The organism is Staphylococcus caprae (assembly GCF_003966625.1).
Taxonomy (GTDB): Bacteria; Bacillota; Bacilli; order Staphylococcales; family Staphylococcaceae; genus Staphylococcus; species Staphylococcus caprae.
Genome location: NZ_AP018587.1, coordinates 975188 through 996442, shown reverse-complemented (window position 1 = coordinate 996442; position 21255 = coordinate 975188). Strand labels below are relative to the sequence as shown.

Here is a 21255-nt window from a genome sequence, read left to right as displayed (position 1 = left end):
CTCTCATTAAAGCGATTGAGAGTAACTCTTCTTTGTTTTTATATAGTATCTTTTTTCTTACGTGACTTACGAATTAATATCAAGCCGATTAACAATATACTAGATATTAATGTTCGATTTGTTTCGTTAGTCTCTCCCGTATCAGGTAAAGCTTTATTTGTTTTAGGCTTTGATTTTGTTTTTGATTTTTCTTTTCCTTTTTCAGAGATATGTGCTTTCGTTTTTACTTTTGAGGTGTTAGTTTTATTTTTTTCTTTATTTATTAATTTTTGAGGCATTTTAATATTAATTACCTTACTTCTATCACTATTACCTCTATATTCAACTGTAGATATTACACTACCTGCTTCAACCGTCTCACTACTTATTGTTACTTTACCTGTAATGGAATCAAGAGAAATACCATTTATGTTTTCATTTATAGACCAAAGGGCTTCTTTTTTATTTACAGTAATTTGAATCGCTTTTCCTTTTTTATCTATAATTTGAATTTCAACTTTTGTTGCTCCATCATTTGGTTTTACTGTAACCGTTGCTTCTTTATCATTTGCACTCACAATTGGTGGCTCAGGTGTGGCTTCTTTGCGTGGCATTGTTACTTTGCTTGATTCACTAGCGTCGCTATTACCTTTTGTTTCACTCGCTGTTACTTCACTTTCTGGTTGTACCGCAGTGTAACTGATTGTGATTTCACCTGTGTTTGGATTGATGGAGATGCCTGGGACTTCTGTATCTAGGATCCAACTTGTCCCCTCTTTTGTAACAATAATTGCGCTTGCTTGCCCATCCTTATTTGTGTAATGAATTTCTAACTTTGTTGAGTCATCATTTGGAAGGATACTCACATTCGCTTGTGCTTCGTTAGCATTGACCGTTGGCGCTTCTGGCGTTGACTCTTTACGAGGCATTGTTACTTTACTTACTTCACTTTCGTCACTATTAGCTTTGGTTTCACTCGCTGTTATTTCACTTTCTGGTTGGACTGCTGAATAACTGATAGTTACTTCACCAGTGTTTGTGTCTAAAGTGATGCCTGATTCTTGTTTGTCTAATGTCCAAGTAGAACCCTCTTTAGTTGCGATTAATATACTTGCTTGTCCATCTTTATTAGTATAATGAACTTTTAATTTGTCAGATTCAACTGCAGGGACGATACTCACGCTTGCTTGCATTTCATTTGCACTAACAGTTGGCGGTTCAGGTGTTGACTCTTTGCGTGGCATAACTGTTTTACCTTCTCCACTTTCATCACTATTACCTTTAATTTCTGTTGCAATAATATCACTTTCTGGTTGTGTTGCTTGATAACTTATTTCCACTTTTCCTGAATTTGGTTCGATAGTGATGCCTGGAACCACTTTATTTAAAGACCATTGATGATTAATTTTACTTGCTGTAATAGTACTAATTTGATCTTCTAAATCTAAGTATTTAATAACTACTTTAGTAGATTCGTCGTTAGGAATTACACTCACACTTGCTCGTTCTACATCAGCAATGATTGTTGGTGCTGGCGGTGTTTGCTCTTTGCGTGGCATTGTTACTTTGCTTGTTTGACTCGCCTCGCTATTGCCTTTGGTTTCACTTGCAGTTATTTCACTTTCTGGTTGAACTGCTGTATAGCTAATTGAAACTTCACCAGTGTTAGTGTCTAAAGTGATGCCTGGAACTTCTTTATCTAGGATCCAATTTTGTTCTTCTTTTGTTGCGATAACTGTAGTTGTTTGGCCTTCTTTATTTGTAAAATTAATTTCTAACTTTGTGGACTCACCGTTTGGAAGAATACTTACATTTGCTTGTGCTTCATTTGCATTTACAGTTGGCGCATCCGGCGTTGATTCTTTTCGTGGCATTGTTACTTTATTTAATCCACTTGAGTCACTATTGCCTTTGGTTTCGCTCGCAGTTACTTCACTTTCCGCCTGAACTGCTGTATGGCTAATAATTACTTCTCCTGTGGTTGTGTCTAAAGTAATTCCTGGAACTTCTTTATCTATGCTCCAAATTGCTCCCTCTTTAGTTGTGATCGCTGTTTCCAGCTTGCCATCTTTATTTATGAATTGAACGATTACTTTTGTAGATTCATTGTTTGGAAGGATACTTACATTTGCTAAACTTACATCAGCTTTAACAGTAGGTGCTGATGGCGTTGACTCTTTGCGTGGCATCGCTACTTTACTTACTTCACTTGCCTCACTGTTTCCTTTGGTTTCACTTGCAATTACTTCGCTTTCAGGTTGAACTGCTGTATAGCTAATTGTAACTTCACCAGTAGTTGGCTCTATAGTAATCCCCGGAACTTCTTTATCTAGATTCCAAATCCCCCCTTCTTTAGTAGCAGTAATTTTACTTGATTGGCCTTCTTTATTTTTAAAATTAATTTCTAACTTTGTGGACTCATCGTTTGGAAGGATACTTACATTAGTTTCTACATCATCAGTATTAACAGTAGGCGCCTCTGGCGTTGACTCTTTACGTGGCATCTTTACTTTGCTTAGTGCACTTGCGTCACTATTTCCTTTGATTTCACTTGCAGTTACTTCGCTTTCAGGTTGAGCTGCTGTGTAACTGATTGTGAGTTCGCCAGTATTTTCATTGATAGTAATTCCCTCTTCTTGTTTATCAAGCCTCCATGCTGTTCCTTCTTTGTTAGCGTTAATCGAAATGATTTGGCCCTCTGTATTTGTATAATTAACGATCACTTTTGTAGAGTCATCATTTGGCACCACATTTACATTTGCTTGTTCTACATTAGCGCTAACAGTTGGCGGTTCAGGTATATCTTCCTTTCGTGGCATAACTGTTTTACTTTCTCCACTTTCATCACTATTGCCTTTTGTTTCTGTTGCGATAATGTCACTTTCTGGTTGTGTTGCTTGATAACTTATTTCCACTTTACCTGTATTTGGTTCAATAGTGATGCCTTGAACCTGTTTATTTAGAGACCATTGATGATTGATTTTACTTGCTGTAATTGAATTAATTTGATCTTCTAAATCTAAATATTTAATAACCATTTTTGTAGAGTCATCGCTCGGTGTAACAATCACACTTGCTTGTTCTTCATTAGTACTAATTGTTGGTGCTTGCGGTGTCGATTCTTTGCGTGGCATTTTTACTTTGATTTCCTGACTCGCATCGCTATTGCCTTTGGTTTCACTTGCTGTTACTTCACTTTCCGGTTGAACTGCTAAATGACTGATAGTTACTTGTCCTGAATTTGAATTTATAGAAATTCCTGATACATCTTTATCCAAACTCCAAGTTGTTCCCTCTTTTGTTGCAGTAACTGTGCTTGCTTGGCCGCCATTATTAATATATTGAACTACTACTTTTGTGGATTCACCGTTCGGTGCGATATTCACATTCGCTTGTGCTTCATTGGCATTTACAATTGGTGGAACTGGTGTCTGCTCTTTACGTGGCATATTCACTTTGCTCTCTGGACTCATGTCACTATTGCCTTTGGTTTCACTTGCTGTTACTTCACTTTCAGGGTGTACTGCTGAATAACTGATTGTAACGTCGCCTGAGTTTGCGTCAATAGTAATTCCAGTTTCTTGTTTATTTAGTGACCATGTTGAACCTGTTTTAGTCGCGATGATTTCGCCAGCTTGATTTTCTTTATTCTTATATTTAATGACAATTTTTGTGGATTCTCCAACAGGTATCACTGTCACGGTCGCATTGGTTTGATCAGCTTTGATTGTCGGTGCCCCTGGTGTCGTCTCTTTTCGTGGCATTGTTATTTCGCTTAGTTCACTATCAGCGCTGTTTCCTGTCGTTTCTGTAGCAGTTATTAGACTCTCAGATTGAACTGCTGAATAACTGATTGTAATTTTGCCAGTATTTTCATTAATTGTAATACCTTGGACTTGTTTATCTAATGACCATGTAGCATTTGATTTAGTAGCTACGAGAGTATCATTTTCATTATTTGTATTATGATATGAAATATTCACTTTATCTGCTTCTAGTGCAGGGCTGATAGTTACGTTAGCCTCTTGATTATTAGCATTCACAATAGGTTTACTAGGTGTAGCCATCTTAAGTTCACCTTTTAACGTAACTAATTCATTAGTAACGGTATTAATCGTTGCTTGAGACGCTCTATTATCTAAAGCAACATTATTGTTATCTTCATTTATGATAGTACGTGCTTCTGCAATTTTTTCTTTAAGCGCATTCCATGATTGATTTGTATAATTAGATTCTTTTAAATCACGAATATGAGCTTCAACTTCAGTCAATTTGGATTCTAAGTCAGTTTTATTCATTTTCAACGTGACTGTTTGAGTATTAACAGAATTGTTGCCTGTTTTTTGACTACCGTCACCACGGAAAGGCGCATTGGTCTTATATGATATTTGTCCATTTAAATCAACCAGTTTTGGTCGCATTGCCTCGAACTCTACTGTATAAGAAATATCTTTCGTATTACCACCGTGTATATTACTTATATTCAGTGTTAGAGTGTTGGTATTCGCATTATAATTACCGTTAGCGCCAGTCGCTGAAATAAATTTTGAGTTAGGAGGAAGTACAACTTTATAAGTTGTCTCTTTTGATTGAGTGTGACCTTTATTTTCAACAGTTAAGGATACTGTTGCGCGTGCCACATTAGAAGTAGGAGTAGAAGCCACAGCATCATAGTTCACTTGGTTAATTCTTGACACTACATATGCCCCCGTATTGGCTGTTACACGGCTTACCGTACCTCCATAATTATAATTAGGATTATCACCAAATCCATGCCCACTGTTCGACTCACGGGTAGTTAAAGCATTATTAATCGAAATAGGGAGGAAAGAAATACGTACTTGATTCATATTATCAGGAATATTAACCATAGCCTTAAGCCAACCAGTAGGGAAATTTTGCATCGCATCAAGACGTTTATCAAATAGTGTTTGCGTTCCCTCTACATTAGATATCTTTAATTTAGCTCCAGTTACCCCATCTGTAAAGGTAGGGCTCGTTGATATAAAGTTAATGACTAACTCTGATCCTGGTGTAACATCAATATCTTGATAAATACCCGCTACTCGAGGATCGAGTACTGAACGGTCCCATCCATTAGTTGTACGTGCTAAAACGACACCATAAGGATCTGTGTTATCACTCATAAAATTTGCATAGTCTTTAGCGGCTGGAGTAAAAAGTATAGGATATTCTGGATTAGGATCCTTTGATAAACTATGCCAATGATCTACTCCTCTGACGATTGTTAATTTATTCGACCTCGTAGGTAAATTTCCTCCTGATACTTGTCGAAAGTTTCCATTTTTAATCGAAGCATCCGTTTCATTTTTACTTAATGGATCTGTGGAGGCTACTGTATTTGCTGCTGTATCTACTGCTCTAAAATATGAACCATGTGGTAAATGTTTAGGTTGACTATTTGTATTGATTCTAGTGCGTGGAGGTGTATGGATAGTTTCTTTATTTTGAGTTCTTTGGTTATCATTATTAGTTAAATCATTTGAATCCATTGTAGTTTTATTTCGTAATTTACCGGCACTATTTAAGAATTTATAATAAAATCGATTCACTTCTTGTTGCGTCAAATTACTATTAAGTACACGTTCAGCTTCATTTACATCCGCTTCAAAAGCTTTAATAGATTCTTCTGTTTTGGGACTTAAATCAATTGCTTTATATTGTGCAACAAGTTGGTTTAACTTACTCTTGTCTACAGAATTTTGCGTAGTAACTGGTTCAGGGTTCTTTTGTTCATTATTGACATTATTTACTTTTGTAATAGGTGTCGATTCTTTTGTTAAATCATTAGTTTGATTTAAGTTAGACTGTGTTTGAATTTGATCGTTAGTTTCTTTACTGTCACTAACATCAGCTTTGGCAAAATGGGTGTTTGTCATCATAAAAAATGCAGCTACAGCTACACTTGCTGCTCCAAAACCTTGATATTTTCTAATAGAAAAACGAGTGATTGTGTTATCTAAGTTGTATATTCTATTGTTTTTCTTCATGTTGTTGTCTCCTTATGTCTCTAGTTGTATAATAGAAAATTTTCTATCCAGTTATAGCCTATTCTAAAAATTAAATAAAATATCTTATAATTTCTAAAACTTTAAGTTAAAATATAACACTTAGCCCGATTTTTTACAATTAAAAAATTGATAGTTTTGATGATTTTTTTGACGAAAATTAAAAGAGTACAAACAATAATGTCTGTACTCCAAAAATTTTATTCTTTTGTTCTATTTCTATATAATCCTAATAATCCTAAGCCAGCAAGTAACATTAATGCAGCAGGATTAAAACCAGTTTGTTCTCCCCCAGTTTTTGGCAATTCATCTTTATCTTTTTGATCTGATTTTTCTTCACCTGTTTCATTCTCTATATTGTTATGTCCTTTGACTTTCGTAGTAGCTTTTTTATTCTGGTTTTGCTCAGGATTTTTTGTTTTACCTGTAGGTTTCTTTGTCATCTCTTTTTTGAAAATGTGTTTTGTAATACCATCTTTTACAATTGTTTTTTCAAAAGTATAACCGTCAATTTGTCCAGGATTTCTATTATTAGCTGTAGTTTTACTATCTTCTACTGCATCTTTAAGAATGTTCCCATTTTCATCTACCCAAACTGTAACGTGTAGTAATGGTTTCTCTTCAGTAGTTTGTTTATTTTCATCTTCATTTGAGTTTAAATGAGTTTGTCCATTATTTTTAGCTTTTTGTTTATCTTTATTTTCTTCATCTTTTTTAGTGTTTGAAGTTGTTGTTTCTTCTTTCTTTGTTTCTGTAGGTTTCTTTTCTTCTTTTTTGTCACTAGGTGTTACTTGTGTTTCTTCTTTGTTACTTTCTTGATTCTTATTTTGCGCTTGAGTTGTAGCTGGTTTTTCTTCTTTCTTTGTTTCTGTAGGTTTCTTTTCTTCTTTTTTGTCACTAGGTGTTGCTTGTGTTTCTTCTTTGTTACTTTCTTGATTCTTATTTTGCGCTTGAGTTGCAGCTGGTTTTTCTTCTTTCTTTGTTTCTACAGGTGTGCTTTGATTCGTGCTTGTAGCGTTTCCAGTGGATGGAGTAGTTTGGTTATTACTCACTTTTTTATAGATATACTTAGTAATACCATCTGACATTGTCATTCGTGTATATCTATAACCTGGAATTTTAACAGGTCCTCTCTCTGATTCGGGAGTTTTCGCATCTTCAACTGCATCCTTCAGAATATTGCCGTCTTCATCCAACCAGACTGTAACATGTAGAATTGGGACTTCGTAAAAACTGCTATAATCTTCTTCATCCTCATTAGTTGAAGTATCAGCAGGTTGTTGATTATTTGTATTTTGTTGATTACTCGCATTTTGAGTCGCAGGTGTTGTTTGTACTGTTTTATCACTCTTTTCAGTGGATGTTGTCGCTACCTTCTTATCTTGCGGTTGGTCACTATTATTTTGTTCAGCATGTGCGCTCGCATTTCCTGAAAATAGGTATAGAGCTAAAGTTAATGCGCTTGCGGTACCATAACCTAAATATTTTTTGCTGGATAATTGTTTTAATTTGTTTACATCTTTAGGTTTGTTGTCTTTCATTGTTGTTAAATCCTCCTAAAATTATTGAACAATAACGTTTTTAAAAATTGAAACGATAGTAAATATTATGAATTGATATATGCTCGTCTCACTAACATTATAGTTAAATTAATTATAATATATTATTTTAAATAAAAATACTCGTTTCGACATCGTTTTCAAAAAAATGATACAAAAAAACTCCCTTCAAAGGGAATTCATCACTTTGAAAGGAGCTAAACTTTAATCATTGATTCAATTACATCATACCTGGCATTAATTATCGTATAAAATAGATATAAATAGAGAGTTAAAACCCTATAATATAAACATTTACAATTTTGAATAACCCTATTATTCTTAGTTTTTCAATTCTATTATGTCATAATTATGTCACTCAACTTTTTTACAGTTCTTAATGCGAATTAAATTTCTCTTTAACAGGTCCTATTATGAACCAGATGAGTACTGTAAATATAACTACTATTATCCAGTAGATAAACCAGAAACTATGTTCAAAACCACTTAGATATATCCCGAGCAAAAGAAATGATAGTATTATAAGACTACACAAACAAATTCTTTTGAATTCTTGCCATTGATATTTTAATTTATTTTTTTCTTTTACTTTAAATTGGTTTGGATTTTTAGCATTATTGAAATAATAATTAAATAGGTTATCTGCCCATTTGATTGTTCTTTTTCCGTATATTATTGAGTAGCCTATATATACAAACGATAGTCCGTGCATAAACGTTGGCTCGTTATTATTTGCTAAATCATTATATGTTAAAAAAATTAATAATAGATCAATTAGAGGAGTGGACATTAAAAATAAGTTAGATAGCTTTTGTGATTTAAAAGCATATCGAATTAGTATACCTAGTATTAAGAATATCCAAAACAAAATTTCGCAAATTATTATTAGTAAAATCATAATAAACACCTGCTCTATTAATTTGATTATTATTCATAAGTAGATACAAATTTATTCAGAGGATTACTTTTAAGTATTATAGTCTTTAAATTATATTTAATTAACTTACATATAATTGACTGCTATGCATATAATATACATTAGTATATACATTGTCTGAGTTTGATTACTAAATGGTTAGTATTTCATTATAAGTGGTAATATTTTGATTTTAGTGGGACTAAGAAAGTATATATTGAAATTATACTAGGAGTAATAATTTCTTGAATTAGTTAGGAGGAAAGTATAAGAACATTTTTCAATTAACATGTTTTACTTTTGTTATAGAAAATTATAGAAATTTTTATTTATAAAAAGATGCTAAGTTAAGTGGTTCATATTTTTAGTGCTTTTACACAATTAAATTAAAATCGCTATGAATTAGTATATATAACCATAGATTTCCATTTGATTTTTCCACGCCCTTGAGGGATTTTAGGGTTAAAATATTTTCTTGGTATTTTTCTATAATCAGTTTCATATTTATATTCATCTGGCGCATTAGGATTTGGAATCATGTTAACCACCTCAGCATTATTATAGAACGTTCGTTCTTTTTGGCAAGAATTGTATAATTTTTTTAATGTGATTAATTAATTTAAACTAAGTTATTTTCTATATGGAAAAGTTGAGTAAGATTATCGAGCATTTATAATTATAGTTACTGGAATTATGATGTTTGGTATATTAATAGTATTTTCTCTTTTAAAAATGTGAACATAAAAAAATAAATGTGAACATAAAAAAATAGAACATATATAATTATAAATAATATATATGTTCTTCAATATTATGAAGTTTTATGAAAGATAGAATTATATCAGTTTTTGTAGTACATTTAGACTATTAAAATTTGTTTATTACATTCTTGGCGGTTTCACTTATCAATTTATCATTAGGTTTATCACTTTTATTGTCTTTATTCGTAAAAATGACTAAAATAATAGGTTCAGATTGGTTCTTAGGATAAATAAAAGCTACATCATTTCTAGAAGCATATGTTATTGCTTGACCACTTTTATCAGCAACTTTATAGTCTTTTGGAACACCATCTTTAATTAAAGTGTCTCCGTTTTTATTATTTAACATTAAATCAAGTAAGAAATTTTTATTTTTTTTGCTTAATTTTCCATTTGCGATAAGTTTATTTAAAGTCTTGCCGAAAGCAGCAGGCGTTGAAGTATCTTTTTTGCTCTTTGGTGAATAGTAATTTAATTCTATTTCATATCTAACTGGATTTGTTACTTTATCTCCCAATTTTTTTAAACGTTTTTTTATTTTTTTGATTCCACCGATTTCGTTTATAATTTTATTGTTTGCTGTATTATCACTGTACTTCATTGAAGCCTCAATAAGTTCTTTTAAAGTGATATCTTTTCCTACATATTTTTCTAAAATAGGAGAATAAGCAACTATATCATCTTTGTTAATATGTACTTTTTTATTTAACTTATTATAAGGTACTTGTTCTAACAAAATAGCACTATTTATCGCTTTTGAAGTTGAAGCATAGGCAAATCTTTTATCGGCATTAAATTTTACTTCCTTACCACTTTTAGTATCTAATGCATAGACACCAATATTAGCATTATATTTCTTTTCTAAATTATTTAACTCTTTAGCATGTGAACTGGTTGAATTACATGCACTTAAAACTAAAGCAATTGCAATTAAAAGTATTAACTTTTTCAAAATATACCCTCCAATATTACAGTTGTAATTTCTATAAATCAATAATATTACAATTGTAATATTCGCGTCAATAGTTTATTATAAATATTTGAAAGAAGGTGTTGAAATGGCTAAGTTATTAATAATGAGCATAGTAAGCTTTTGTTTCATATTTCTATTGTTATTATTTTTTAGGTACATATTAAAACGCTATTTTAATTATATGTTAAATTATAAAGTTTGGTATCTAACTCTTCTTGCAGGATTAATTCCTTTCATCCCTATTAAATTCTCTTTTTTTAAATTTAATAATTTGAATAATCAAGAGCCCACAGTTGAAAGTAATTCACACAATTTGAATCCTAACATAAATACCACTAAACCTGTTCATGAGTTTACAACAGACATCCATAAGTTTAATTGGGATTCAATAGATAATATCTGCACAGTTATTTGGATAGTTTTAGTTATTATTTTAAGTTTTAAATTTTTAAATTCTTTATTATATCTTAAGTATTTAAAGAAACAGTCACTTTATCTAAATGAAAAAGAAAAAGATAAAATAAACAAGATACTTTTCAATCATCAATATAAAAGAAATATTGTGATTCGAAAAGCAGAATCTATTCATTCTCCAATAACTTTTTGGTATGGAAAATATATTATTTTGATTCCCAGTTTATATTTTAAAAGTATAAATGACAAAAAACTAAAATATATAATATTGCACGAGTATGCTCATGCTAAAAATAGAGATACTTTACATTTAATTATCTTTAATATCTTCTCTATTGTTATGAGTTACAATCCATTAATACATATTGTAAAAAGAAAGATAATTCATGACAATGAAGTAGAAGCCGATAGATTTGTTCTTAATAATATTAACAAAAATGAATTTAAAACTTATGCGGAATCTATTATGGACTCCGTATTAAATATTCCATTTTTTAATAAAAATATATTAAGCCATTCATTTAATGGTAAAAAGTCATTACTCAAAAGAAGATTAATTAATATAAAAGAAGCCAATTTGAAAAAACAGTCTAAATTAATTCCAATTTTTATTTGTATTTTTACTTTTTTGCTCATAGTAATTCAAAGCCAGTTTTTGATGGGACAATCCATAACTGATTATAATTATAAAAAGCCCTTACAGAACGATCACCAAATTTTAGATGAAAGTAAAAATTTTGGTTCAAATAGTGGATCTTTCGTCATGTACAGCATGAAGAAAGACAAATACTATATTTATAATGAAAAAGAAAGTAGAAAAAGATATTCTCCTGATTCAACTTATAAAATTTATTTAGCGATGTTTGGACTTGACCGTCATATCATAAGTGATAAAAATTCACGTATGTCATGGAATCATAAACATTATCCTTTCGAGTCTTGGAATAAGGAACAAGATTTAAATACAGCAATGCAAAATTCAGTTAATTGGTACTTCGAACGTATTAGTAATCAAATACCAAAGAACTATACTGCGGCTCAACTCAAGCAATTAAATTATGGTAATGAAAATTTGGGAAGTTATAAAAACTATTGGATGGAAGATAGTTTGAAAATATCTAATCTTGAACAAGTAATAGTTTTTAAAAATATGATGGAACAAAATAACCATTTTAGTAAAAAAGCAAAGAATCAATTATCTTCTTCATTATTGATTAAGGAAAATGAAAAGTATGAACTGTATGGGAAAACAGGTACAGGTATAGTAAACGGGAAGTATAATAATGGGTGGTTTGTAGGTTACGTAATTACAAATCATGATAAGTATTATTTTGCTACACATTTATCAGATGGAAACCCGTCTGGGAAAAATGCTAAATTAATAAATGAAAAAATATTAAAAGAAATGGGTGTTTTAAATGGCCAATAAGCAAGTTGAAATAACTATGGCTGAATGGGATGTTATGAATATAATATGGAATAAAAAATCAGTATCAGCTAATGAAATTGTAGTTGAGATTCAAAAAAATAAAGAAGTTAGCGATAAGACGATTAGAACATTAATTACAAGACTATATAAAAAAGAGATTATAAAACGATATAAATATAGTAATATTTATTTTTACTCATCAAATATTAAAGAAGATGATATTAAAATGAAAACTGCTAAAACCTTTCTTAATAAATTGTATGGAGGGGATATGAAAAGTTTAGTGCTTAATTTTGCGAAAAATGAAGAATTTAATAACAAAGAAATTGAAGAATTGCAAGACATTTTAAATGATATTAGTAAAAAATAAATAGATATAGGGTTCAAACATAATACATATATAAATTATGTTTGAACCCTATTAAATTAGATTTTTTATGAGATTAATACATATAATAAACGCTTGCCATTTAACCATTCCATGTCCTTGTGGTATGGTGGGTTAAGATATTCACGTGGTATTTTACGATGGTCAGTTTCATTTTTATATTTATCTGGTGCATCAGGATTTATTATTTTTCATATTAGCACCTCATGAACATCACAGAACACTTGTTCATGTATGTAAAGATGAATTTACAATGTATTTCTCACTGTCCATATTTGAACTATGTACCTTACTAAGCAAATCTGTGCTATGAGATTATACATCTTTTTAGATAATGGATATTTTCTTTTTATATAATTAATAGAGATCTTTTAACTTAATGCCTATCTTTAACAATCAATGCTGATTTTATGTAAAAAATAAACGCCAAACCACATAGACTTGGCGTTATCTATCTGGATAAATAAATATCCTATCATCATTCAATTTTATAGATGGTACTATGCGCCTATCTACACCGTTTCTGGCAATCATTAAGTTAAACGGTAGTATTACTCCTAATCCTTTTTGAATTTTACTCAATGTATGCCACACTGTACGCTCTTTGTCATTCATTAGATCATCATAATAGATGACGGAACATTTCTTTATCGACATCGCTCTGTTATACATATCTTCAATGCTTATCATATTTAATTTATCGGCAGTATCACACATGGTTCTCAGTCCTCTAATGGTAAATCATTAATAATCATTGTTCTGTTAGGGTGTTGCTCATGTAGTTCATCTAATGCTTTCCGTTTTTCTTCTTCCTCATCTTCCGGCCACTCACCTATATTAATAAATATCGGTGTGTCCGTAGATAACTCTTTCTTATCAATAAATAGCTTATGATACTTACCTAACATATCTCTAGCACGTAAACGGTCACTAGGCTTAATAGGTACTTCTACCATTTCTACATGTTCGTTATAAACTAGGTTCATTCTGTCAGTATCGGGATTGCGTTGAAACTCACCACGTTTAACGACAACCTCTCTCACTTCACTCTCATCACCTACTGCTGCATTACTTAAGATATGAAGTAATTCGTTAGCAGATAGTACACCCTCATCAATTACCCTCTTACGTTGCTCATCAATATATTTTGCTACCTTCTTATTTTTTAGTAATCTGCTCCCCTGTTCACTTGCAGTATGAGGACTATAACCAGCTTTGATTGCACTTTGCGTTACATTTAACGTTTTTAGGTATTCAGCGACAAACTTCTCTTGTCTAGGATTTAATGTACTCATACTATCCCTCCTTATTTTCTAATTTATCTAATAAATCTGAGTATATTTGATACACTCTACTTTTCGTAATCATTAATACATCTGCTATTCGTTTTAGTGATTGTCCTTCACATAACATAATAAATAACAGATGTTCCCTACTGGTGCATGTGGCGTATATATATTGATCTAACTCATTAAAAAACGCCTGCTTTCCTACGTCTACAATATTCATACTTTCAACATCTTCATTTAATGTAAAGAAAATATCTATATTGATATTTTCATCATTATATGTAGTATCATGGTTCTCTTTTGAGTAGTCACGTATAAACTGCTTAATAGCCTCTCTGTCGTAACTCATGCCCTTACACTTACTTTCTGTTTATTTGCATGTCTTAGCTTGTATAAGTCACGTTGTAGGCGTTCTATGAGGTCATAATCTATCGTCGAACCATTGGACTGCATATAATACATGATTTCCTTTTGTTCACCTGGTGAATATCGCTTAATAACTTGTTTTAATTGCTGCATATTGCTATTAGATTTCATTTTGAAATACTTTAACTTTTCCTTTTCTTCTATAATAGTAATTGCTAACTTCTCTAAGGGATATGAGATAGTTATAACGCCGTGAACTTCACTAGTAGTCATGTGGGAGATGTTTAAGTGATACATCATCTCTATTTGCATAGTGATAGCCTTAATTTTGGTATTGATAAACTTAGGGTTATATTCCGTTAGCAATGTGTACTCAGATATTTTATTTTCATGATAGATTAGTGGATATTTCACTCTTTTTAGGTTCATGTATGCACCTCACAAATAAAATGAGCCTATCGCTAAGGATAGGCAAGATATTTATTATTTAACTAAGCGATTTTCTTCGGCCATTTTCCTAAAACTTGATTCTCTTTGTGATTTCTGGGCTATTTCATCTTTTTTCTGTTGTCGAATATTTTGGGAGAATTGTTCTTCTACGACATCTAACACTTTCTGGCATTCATCAGCAGATAATTCTGTTTCCGTTAAAAGATAATTACTAACTTTATCTAAATTATATTTTCTAGCCATTATTTAGCACCTCCTAATTGCATTTTCTTTCTTATATCAATGAACGGTAGTTCGTCTCCACTCACATAGTTTGAATATTTATTAGGACTGAAATAGTTTTTTATTTCTGCCCTTACTTCCCTATCCTTTTCAAAGTTTTCTTTGTCATAAACTCGAACAAATCTATCAAATTCCATTTCATATTCATCGTTTAATGCTGCTATTTCATTTATTATTTTGTTATACTCTTCAATGATTGGCTTGAATTTTGCTAATATGCGTTCTTTATCCTCTTGGTACAAATGAGGTAAATCTGCTTGATGTTTAATAAGTTCAATCGCCTTTTTACGTCTAGCCTCATCAAACACTTCTTTTTTAGTTGATAAGCGTTTCTCTAAGGCTTTCAATTTCTTCTCATTACTATCAAATGTGGTATAAAGTTTATCAGCCTCGTCATCTTGTGAGTTTGCAATTAGCTCTTTATATTTAACTTTATCCTCTTTAATTCGTTGTGTGAGTTCCTGACGTTCCTTTTCAAGTTTATTGATATTCTCTCTTTGACCTGTCACATATTCATTGTATTCATCAAAGTATTTAGCTGTTTTCAATGATATACCTCGTTTCAGTTATATTTTTTTAATTTATTACTCTTGTGCAATCTCAGTAGCACCACGTGCTAGATAAACTTAAATCTCAGTTTTCTTTAATGCCTCATATCGCTTCAAACTACCTTCGATATGACGCTTGATACTTCTTAAGGCTAATTCTTTTTGTTCCTCAGATTTAACCATGAAATAACCTCTTGCATCTTTTTTATAGCTGTATCCTATTGGATAACCATAATCAACTACTAAACTATTAATCGTATTTCTTAACCATCTGTCGTTGTTTCGGTTAAATTCCATATTCAATTGATTAAATATATTTTGCTTAGTAATAATCTCGTGCTTAGTGTTTCGTAATACGTTTAATACTCTAATATGATCGTTCGTTAATTCTTTTTCAATTGTTATTGTCATTGTTTTATCCTCATTTCATCTTTAATGAGGAGGCAATATTTAGGCAATAAGTAAACAACAAATATTTAATCCAGATTTTTATTAGATATAGAAGTATATAACTCCTATAACACTATTATACTAAATTTACACCGAAATAACAAACAAATGTTCCTATTTTATAGAATTCTAATAACTACTTAACAGTTATCAAACGCCATTAAATAAGTATTCTCAACTACTTTCACACTAAATCACAGACTTTCTATTATAGAACAAATGTTCTTATTCGACCTAATTCAATCTTTCTATAACTAACAAATCTTAACAATTACGATTTACATAAAAAAGCCATGCACCGATATAGCGCATGACCTGTAAAATTATGCTTTCACTCCATTGTAATAAGAGTTCTTCAAACCTTTTAATTTAAGTTCTAACGTTAAGTAGTCTTTTCTATTAGCCTTCTCATTCTGGATAAACTCAGTAATGATTTTCAAGCCCTCAACTAACTCTGGTGCTGGTTCATTAATTCCAGTAGCTAACTGATACAATGTCTCCATATTACCTATCACATCTGCATTACTAGATTGAACGTCCTCCAGTTCAGCTATATTGAAATCTCTACTCATATAATCGAACATATCGCTATTGTTACTTTCTGCAAAAGTTTCCAGTCCATACATGAAATAATCATTATCAAACATGAAACTAGCCATCATATCACTTATAGTGTCATGTGTGCCATCATGTAAATCATAACCAGTATAATGACCTTCGATACTTCTTATAAGCCCCTCAGTGTGCTTAGGAGACGCTAATTCAAACGATTGTCTCACATTACAATCTTGAATATATACTTGTCCGTATAATTTACCTTTTACTACAAGATATACCATATTAAACGGATCATTATATATTTTAAATCCGAACGGTGTTTTTCTACTACTTTCTAATAAGGCTGTATAATACCTTAGTAGCGTACCTGTTCTTGTTTCAAATTCATTTGCTATAATCTCTATATTCATGTTTCTATACCTCTTTTCTCTTAATCATCAAATTTTCTTTCGCTCTTCCACGTTTACCTATGCTTTCGAAACCATACTTTTCAAAATATCTCGTATTAGAAGTCGTTTCAGTCCATAAACAAACATCAACTTTCATAACAGAAGTTATTTCTAAAACTTCATTCATTAACTGATTGCCATAACCTTTTTTAAGAGAATTTAAATTATCTATTTCAACGATCCAATCATCAGTAAAGTAATCAATATGTTTTGGATTAGGTTGTTTAACATTAAACGAAATCGCACTTTTAAAATCTCTAGTAAATAAATGTAGTGATCCACCACTAATATATAAATAGTATTTATCTCGAAGCAGTAGCACCCTGCTAAACATAGTTTTATGCTCTGTAGAAGGTGCATACATTAATAAACTCATTAAAATTTTAGTAATTTCATCTTGACCATCTTTTACATGTTTTCTAAACATCATATTATTGCTTAACATTTTAAATTGTTCATACCCTTGTTCAGTAATTGTTGTCATTTTTTACCTCCATGTTTTATAAGTGGGGACTAGTACCCAACGAGTACCCACTATATTTATTTATTGGGGACTGCTTTAACCCTTGATATAACTCGGTTTATTAGAAATAGTCCCCATAGTCACCACTTTTATAAACAATAGTGGTTATATATTTAATTACTCTTACTTTATTTTCAATTATTCATTTAATACACTATTAATTATTCGGGGACTTTGGGGACTAACTTGTTTAAAGTGTTGATACAATAACTTTTATCCAGTCCCCAATTATATTTTTTAATGGGGACTACTTGGAGACTTCGGGGACTTTTTAATTATACGGATTATGTGAATTAGAAAAATCAAACCCTAATTCTTTTACAATCTCATTTTTAATGGCATACCCTCTGTTTTTTTGAGAATTAAACCTAACTTCTTTTTGTATTCTGTCTTTACTAGTTATTAAATAGCCTTTTTTATCCCATTGGCCTGTAATTGTCTGCATTTCATGTCCTAATTTTTCGTGTACAGTTTGACCTAAAACACATATATAATCACGTTTATATATAGCTTTAATATCACCGTTTTTAACCGAACTATAACCATCACCAGCAATATTATTTCTATTCGCATCTAAATATTGCAGTAATTCCTCTAGCAATTGCTTAGGTTTATCAATCGTCTTATTATTTCTAACCATACTGTCATAGGCTTGTTCAATAATTTTAAAATGATCGTGTTCAAATCCCTCAATATCATTTAGAATTTCGCCAGTAACCTGTAGTAATGCGAATGCATGCCCTAAACGTTGCATGATTTCATTATTACCTTTTTGATTAAAATATCGTTGATAGCTCTCAAATGCGTTTTTGTATGTCTCTTGTTTAGATTCATATTGCTTAATGAATGCTATGCCTAACGTACCGTAGTTTTCTCTAAATGCTTTATCTAATGTGGTGAAATCAAAGTTATCTGGATATGGTTGATCTTGTAACGTTATAACACGAGCAGATACACCAGCCTTTTCATCTGCCATATTTGAAATAGATGCCTCACCAGTAGAAAGCATTATATTTCGCCATTCTTTTTTAGCGTTAAGTGTTAAATTGATATTACTTCTTGATTTACTTTCACCACTGGAGAAATTGTAAGTTGCATTAGTAACAAACTTGGGATTTGTATTACGTGTATCATCTTTAAACATTGGAAATGAGTTTAAAAATGACGCCATAGCTTCAATACTGTTCTTCGTAAAACCCCATGTAGTAATAAGATCACTTGTACCCCACACGCTAGAAACTAAATTTAATGTGAATGTCTTACCTGTTGAGGTACTACCTGATATTTCTACGATAAAAGGCTGTAATCCAAATTCACGCAACAATACTGAACCTAATGAGGCATATAACATCACCATAACCATAGGTAAATCTTTAATTTTTACAAATACCTTTTTTGAATAATCTTCAATTGTGCCTTTAGATTTAAAAGAATTGACTAGCTTTTGAAAACCTTTATCATTGTTAAATAACTTAATATCACTGTTTTTCGTCTGTTCTTGATAAGGATAAATAAAATGATCTTTTACATGTCCTAATCGAGTTGCTACTCTAACGTTCAACGGTGGATTATATCGTTTTGACGCATTAATGTAATTAACTAATCTTGTCGCAGTGGTTGAAGTCACATCAACTTTATGATTAACCAACTTTAACAATTGGCGACTGTCAGCTATTTCTTCAGCACTTACACCCAAATTCACTGGTGCTTTATTATCATAAAAAAACATATTAAAATATACTTTATTACTTTCTATATCCTCAAATCGTTCAGTAATATGAGGTATAGTATTGGTTATAAATACTCGTTTATCTGGCTCCCCGTCTTTTTTACTCGGAATGACTTGATAAAGCGCTACACCATACTGGTGATGTTCAATTTCATACCCTTTAGGGATAACTTCTTGTTTAAATGGTTTATTCGCACTGGTTTCCTCAATAAGTTCAAACACATCTTCGTTAGTTACCTCTTCCAAATAAAAACCTCCTTACTTATTCTTACTATCTTTCTTCAAAATGCTTTTGAATGTACGATTAACTTCCTTTTGTTCAATTGGTGGCCTGCAGGTCATCGCCCATGCACTTACTAATCCATAAACTAGGTTAGCGTCCACATACCGACGTAATAAGTACCCTGTTAAAGAAGCTAATGTTTGGTTGCGTTCACCTTCACCTACTCCAAAAGCAATATCACGCCAATACGCACTGTCACGTTTGTTATAAGTAACGGTTATTGGTTTATCTTCATGAACTTTTACTTCATTCGACCATTCTTTTAATTTTTCAGTCCTCAAAATTGGGGCGTCATTATATTGGTGTAAGAATGGATATTTATCTTGCTGATATACAGGTAACGCCATAGCTCTGCTAGGTTGAAAGCTCCCCTCATCTACCCTATGACCTATCTTGCTTACTAACACTTTTGTGTACTTACGGTAATCATCTGCATTGACACGCTCATTTAATGGCACATACAAGCGTATTCTAGGGCTTTCTGTTTGATGATTAAACGTAGTATGCCAAAACCACGCAACACCTTTTAAAGTGTCTGTAATTGCATCGTGCAGTGATTTCAACTTGTGTATATCATCGTAGTCCAACACAAGGACATCACGATAAATCACGTTGTCATTGTTACGGTATTTCTTATATTCGTTTCCATATTCATCCGTGCCATCTTTTATATCACCATATACAGCAACACCACGAGCATATTTATTTATATTATTTTGTGGAATTGATAACCTATTAACTAATTCACTCCATTTGGGTTGCGAGAAATTTTTAAAGGAACGAGAATCTAGGTTGTTATACCAAATAACTGATACTTGGGTATCGTATTCTAATTTGATTTTGTTCAATTTCTTCACCTCTAATGAAACAACAGAGCAAAGATGTTATAATACAAATGGAGTATTTTCTTATTGCTCTTGTTTTTTATTAATTTTGTATATTATGCGTTATCTGATTTAGTCGCCAAACTATTCATATCAGATGACGCTTTTTCTATTTCACGGATTTTCTTCATAATGTCATCAAAATCTTTCATATACATAAGCATTAAATCAATGATTTGTGTGTTTTTGATACGATGCTCGTGATATTTCCAGCCATGCGTATATATTTCTTTTTTAGTTAACATATGATTAGGTTCATGTGTGAAATACTCATCATCAAACCAAACAAAAGATGTTACGACATCATTAATTTTTTCTTGTACTACTTCCAAATCATCGAATAAATTTCTTAAGTCCCAATCCATTATTGCTTAACTCCTTAACTAATTTTTTGCTTATTATAAATTTCTTTAGCTTCAATTAAACTTTCTAAAGTACGCTTGCAGTAGTCTATTTTCTCCAAATCTTCACGACTGAAGAAACTTAACTGACTTTGACTTTCAAATATAATTTCTTCTTCATTTTTAATAATCCAGTTGATAGCTCGCATGATATTTTGTTTATTCACATCTAATTTAGCAGCCATTGTTTCACTCCACTTCAACATTTCCGACTATATAATCTATAGCCCACTCTAAAATGCCAATTACATGGCCTTCACGATCGGTTGTATGTTTATGTTCGCCTGTACTATCTAAAACAGAATAGTAGTAAATTTCTTTGTCTTCATTCATAACATTGCTCAATGTCATTGTTACTTCATCAAGAATAGAAAAAGCCTCATCTTCAAAATCTAATTCAGCAAGAATGTTAAACAACTCTTTATGAACCAACTTCAAAATTTGTTCATAAAATACTGTATCGTCATAACGGTAATCTGTAATTGAATGAAATTTATCTTTCGCTGATAAGAATATATTTTTATTCTTTTCATATAATACTTTTTCCAATATTTGAACCACTTTTGATAATCGATCTTTTTGTTCTTGTTCCATT

At 31.3% G+C, this 21255-nt stretch carries 18 protein-coding genes and 2 pseudogenes; 2 read left to right on the top strand and 18 right to left on the bottom strand.

The window, feature by feature from the left end; translation table 11 throughout:
- Window positions 1-38 precede the first annotated feature (38 nt).
- From JMUB898_RS04715 to blaZ, 4 genes and pseudogenes are all read right to left on the bottom strand, one after another.
- Window positions 39-5990, bottom strand: a complete 5952-nt coding sequence (locus JMUB898_RS04715) for a SasC/FmtB family protein (protein WP_002445386.1) — start codon at window positions 5988-5990, stop codon at window positions 39-41.
- A gap of 218 nt (window positions 5991-6208) precedes the next feature.
- Window positions 6209-7549, bottom strand: coding sequence for an LPXTG cell wall anchor domain-containing protein (locus JMUB898_RS04710; protein ID WP_037541843.1), 1341 nt, complete (start codon window positions 7547-7549; stop codon window positions 6209-6211).
- A 1353-nt stretch (window positions 7550-8902) separates the two neighbouring features.
- Window positions 8903-9022: pseudogene (locus tag JMUB898_RS04705) on the bottom strand (YolD-like family protein); the annotation flags it as partial.
- Window positions 9023-9350: 328 nt separating this feature from the next.
- On the bottom strand, window positions 9351-10196 hold the full coding sequence (blaZ, locus tag JMUB898_RS04700) for a penicillin-hydrolyzing class A beta-lactamase BlaZ (protein ID WP_000733621.1): 846 nt from the start codon (window positions 10194-10196) through the stop codon (window positions 9351-9353).
- 106 nt (window positions 10197-10302) lie between these two features.
- Between blaZ and blaR1 the strand changes: the two genes are divergently transcribed.
- Both blaR1 and blaI read left to right on the top strand, forming a co-directional pair.
- Window positions 10303-12060 carry a beta-lactam sensor/signal transducer BlaR1 gene (blaR1, locus tag JMUB898_RS04695; protein ID WP_126501934.1) on the top strand — a complete coding sequence of 586 codons (1758 nt, stop codon included), beginning with the start codon at window positions 10303-10305 and terminating at the stop codon, window positions 12058-12060.
- On the top strand, window positions 12050-12430 hold the full coding sequence (blaI, locus tag JMUB898_RS04690) for a penicillinase repressor BlaI (RefSeq protein ID WP_126501933.1): 381 nt from the start codon (window positions 12050-12052) through the stop codon (window positions 12428-12430). Before blaR1 ends, blaI begins: the two co-directional genes overlap by 11 nt.
- 87 nt (window positions 12431-12517) lie before the next feature.
- Here the strand turns inward: blaI and JMUB898_RS12760 are convergent.
- The 14 genes and pseudogenes from JMUB898_RS12760 to JMUB898_RS04620 all read right to left on the bottom strand — a co-directional run.
- A pseudogene (locus JMUB898_RS12760) lies at window positions 12518-12636 on the bottom strand (YolD-like family protein); the annotation flags it as partial.
- Window positions 12637-13170: 534 nt separating this feature from the next.
- Window positions 13171-13743: a terminase small subunit gene (locus tag JMUB898_RS04680; protein WP_002476275.1), complete on the bottom strand. Its 573-nt coding sequence runs from the start codon at window positions 13741-13743 to the stop codon at window positions 13171-13173.
- 1 nt (window position 13744) lies between these two features.
- Entirely contained in the window at window positions 13745-14086 is a 342-nt protein-coding gene (locus tag JMUB898_RS04675; RefSeq protein WP_126501931.1) for a MarR family transcriptional regulator, read from the bottom strand.
- The gene (locus JMUB898_RS04670) at window positions 14083-14532 is read right to left on the bottom strand and encodes a pathogenicity island protein (protein ID WP_070873149.1); all 450 of its coding nucleotides are present in this window, start codon (window positions 14530-14532) and stop codon (window positions 14083-14085) included. The genes JMUB898_RS04675 and JMUB898_RS04670 overlap by 4 nt, the downstream gene beginning before the upstream one ends.
- A 54-nt stretch (window positions 14533-14586) precedes the next feature.
- A complete protein-coding gene (locus JMUB898_RS04665) occupies window positions 14587-14796 on the bottom strand; it encodes a hypothetical protein (RefSeq protein ID WP_126501930.1) in 210 nt (69 codons plus the stop codon).
- Window positions 14796-15383, bottom strand: a complete 588-nt coding sequence (locus JMUB898_RS04660; protein ID WP_126501929.1) for a pathogenicity island protein — start codon at window positions 15381-15383, stop codon at window positions 14796-14798. The genes JMUB898_RS04665 and JMUB898_RS04660 overlap by 1 nt, the downstream gene beginning before the upstream one ends.
- A gap of 78 nt (window positions 15384-15461) precedes the next feature.
- Window positions 15462-15794: a hypothetical protein gene (locus tag JMUB898_RS04655; protein WP_002476284.1), complete on the bottom strand. Its 333-nt coding sequence runs from the start codon at window positions 15792-15794 to the stop codon at window positions 15462-15464.
- A gap of 362 nt (window positions 15795-16156) precedes the next feature.
- Entirely contained in the window at window positions 16157-16801 is a 645-nt protein-coding gene (locus JMUB898_RS04650; protein WP_126501928.1) for a pathogenicity island protein, read from the bottom strand.
- A 4-nt stretch (window positions 16802-16805) separates the two neighbouring features.
- Entirely contained in the window at window positions 16806-17324 is a 519-nt protein-coding gene (locus tag JMUB898_RS04645; protein WP_044466923.1) for a GNAT family N-acetyltransferase, read from the bottom strand.
- A 310-nt stretch (window positions 17325-17634) separates the two neighbouring features.
- Window positions 17635-19314, bottom strand: a complete 1680-nt coding sequence (locus tag JMUB898_RS04640) for a DUF927 domain-containing protein (RefSeq protein ID WP_232019013.1) — start codon at window positions 19312-19314, stop codon at window positions 17635-17637.
- Between the two features lie 36 nt (window positions 19315-19350).
- Complete coding sequence (locus JMUB898_RS04635; protein WP_126501926.1) at window positions 19351-20223, bottom strand: primase alpha helix C-terminal domain-containing protein; 873 nt, start codon at window positions 20221-20223, stop codon at window positions 19351-19353.
- Window positions 20224-20315: 92 nt separating this feature from the next.
- Window positions 20316-20624 carry a type II toxin-antitoxin system toxin TscT gene (gene tscT, locus JMUB898_RS04630; RefSeq protein WP_126501925.1) on the bottom strand — a complete coding sequence of 103 codons (309 nt, stop codon included), beginning with the start codon at window positions 20622-20624 and terminating at the stop codon, window positions 20316-20318.
- A 14-nt stretch (window positions 20625-20638) separates the two neighbouring features.
- Window positions 20639-20845 carry a hypothetical protein gene (locus JMUB898_RS04625; RefSeq protein ID WP_053036593.1) on the bottom strand — a complete coding sequence of 69 codons (207 nt, stop codon included), beginning with the start codon at window positions 20843-20845 and terminating at the stop codon, window positions 20639-20641.
- Between the two features lie 4 nt (window positions 20846-20849).
- Window positions 20850-21254: a pathogenicity island protein gene (locus JMUB898_RS04620; RefSeq protein ID WP_126501924.1), complete on the bottom strand. Its 405-nt coding sequence runs from the start codon at window positions 21252-21254 to the stop codon at window positions 20850-20852.
- Window position 21255 lies beyond the last annotated feature (1 nt).

Bases quoted from the DNA above. Each gene is read 5' to 3' on its own strand.
- JMUB898_RS04625 (WP_053036593.1), bottom strand. From the start codon at position 20,845: ATGGCTGCTAAATTAGATGTGAATAAACAAAATATCATGCGAGCTATC.
- JMUB898_RS04670 (WP_070873149.1), bottom strand. From the start codon at position 14,532: ATGAACCTAAAAAGAGTGAAATATCCACTAATCTATCATGAAAATAAA.
- blaI (WP_126501933.1), top strand. From the start codon at position 12,050: ATGGCCAATAAGCAAGTTGAAATAACTATGGCTGAATGGGATGTTATG.
- JMUB898_RS04665 (WP_126501930.1), bottom strand. From the start codon at position 14,796: ATGGCTAGAAAATATAATTTAGATAAAGTTAGTAATTATCTTTTAACG.
- JMUB898_RS04675 (WP_126501931.1), bottom strand. From the start codon at position 14,086: ATGAGTTACGACAGAGAGGCTATTAAGCAGTTTATACGTGACTACTCA.
- JMUB898_RS04680 (WP_002476275.1), bottom strand. From the start codon at position 13,743: ATGAGTACATTAAATCCTAGACAAGAGAAGTTTGTCGCTGAATACCTA.
- JMUB898_RS04655 (WP_002476284.1), bottom strand. From the start codon at position 15,794: ATGACAATAACAATTGAAAAAGAATTAACGAACGATCATATTAGAGTA.
- blaR1 (WP_126501934.1), top strand. From the start codon at position 10,303: ATGGCTAAGTTATTAATAATGAGCATAGTAAGCTTTTGTTTCATATTT.
- JMUB898_RS04650 (WP_126501928.1), bottom strand. From the start codon at position 16,801: ATGAATATAGAGATTATAGCAAATGAATTTGAAACAAGAACAGGTACG.
- JMUB898_RS04645 (WP_044466923.1), bottom strand. From the start codon at position 17,324: ATGACAACAATTACTGAACAAGGGTATGAACAATTTAAAATGTTAAGC.
- tscT (WP_126501925.1), bottom strand. From the start codon at position 20,624: ATGGATTGGGACTTAAGAAATTTATTCGATGATTTGGAAGTAGTACAA.
- JMUB898_RS04715 (WP_002445386.1), bottom strand. From the start codon at position 5,990: ATGAAGAAAAACAATAGAATATACAACTTAGATAACACAATCACTCGT.
- JMUB898_RS04710 (WP_037541843.1), bottom strand. From the start codon at position 7,549: ATGAAAGACAACAAACCTAAAGATGTAAACAAATTAAAACAATTATCC.
- JMUB898_RS04620 (WP_126501924.1), bottom strand. From the start codon at position 21,254: ATGGAACAAGAACAAAAAGATCGATTATCAAAAGTGGTTCAAATATTG.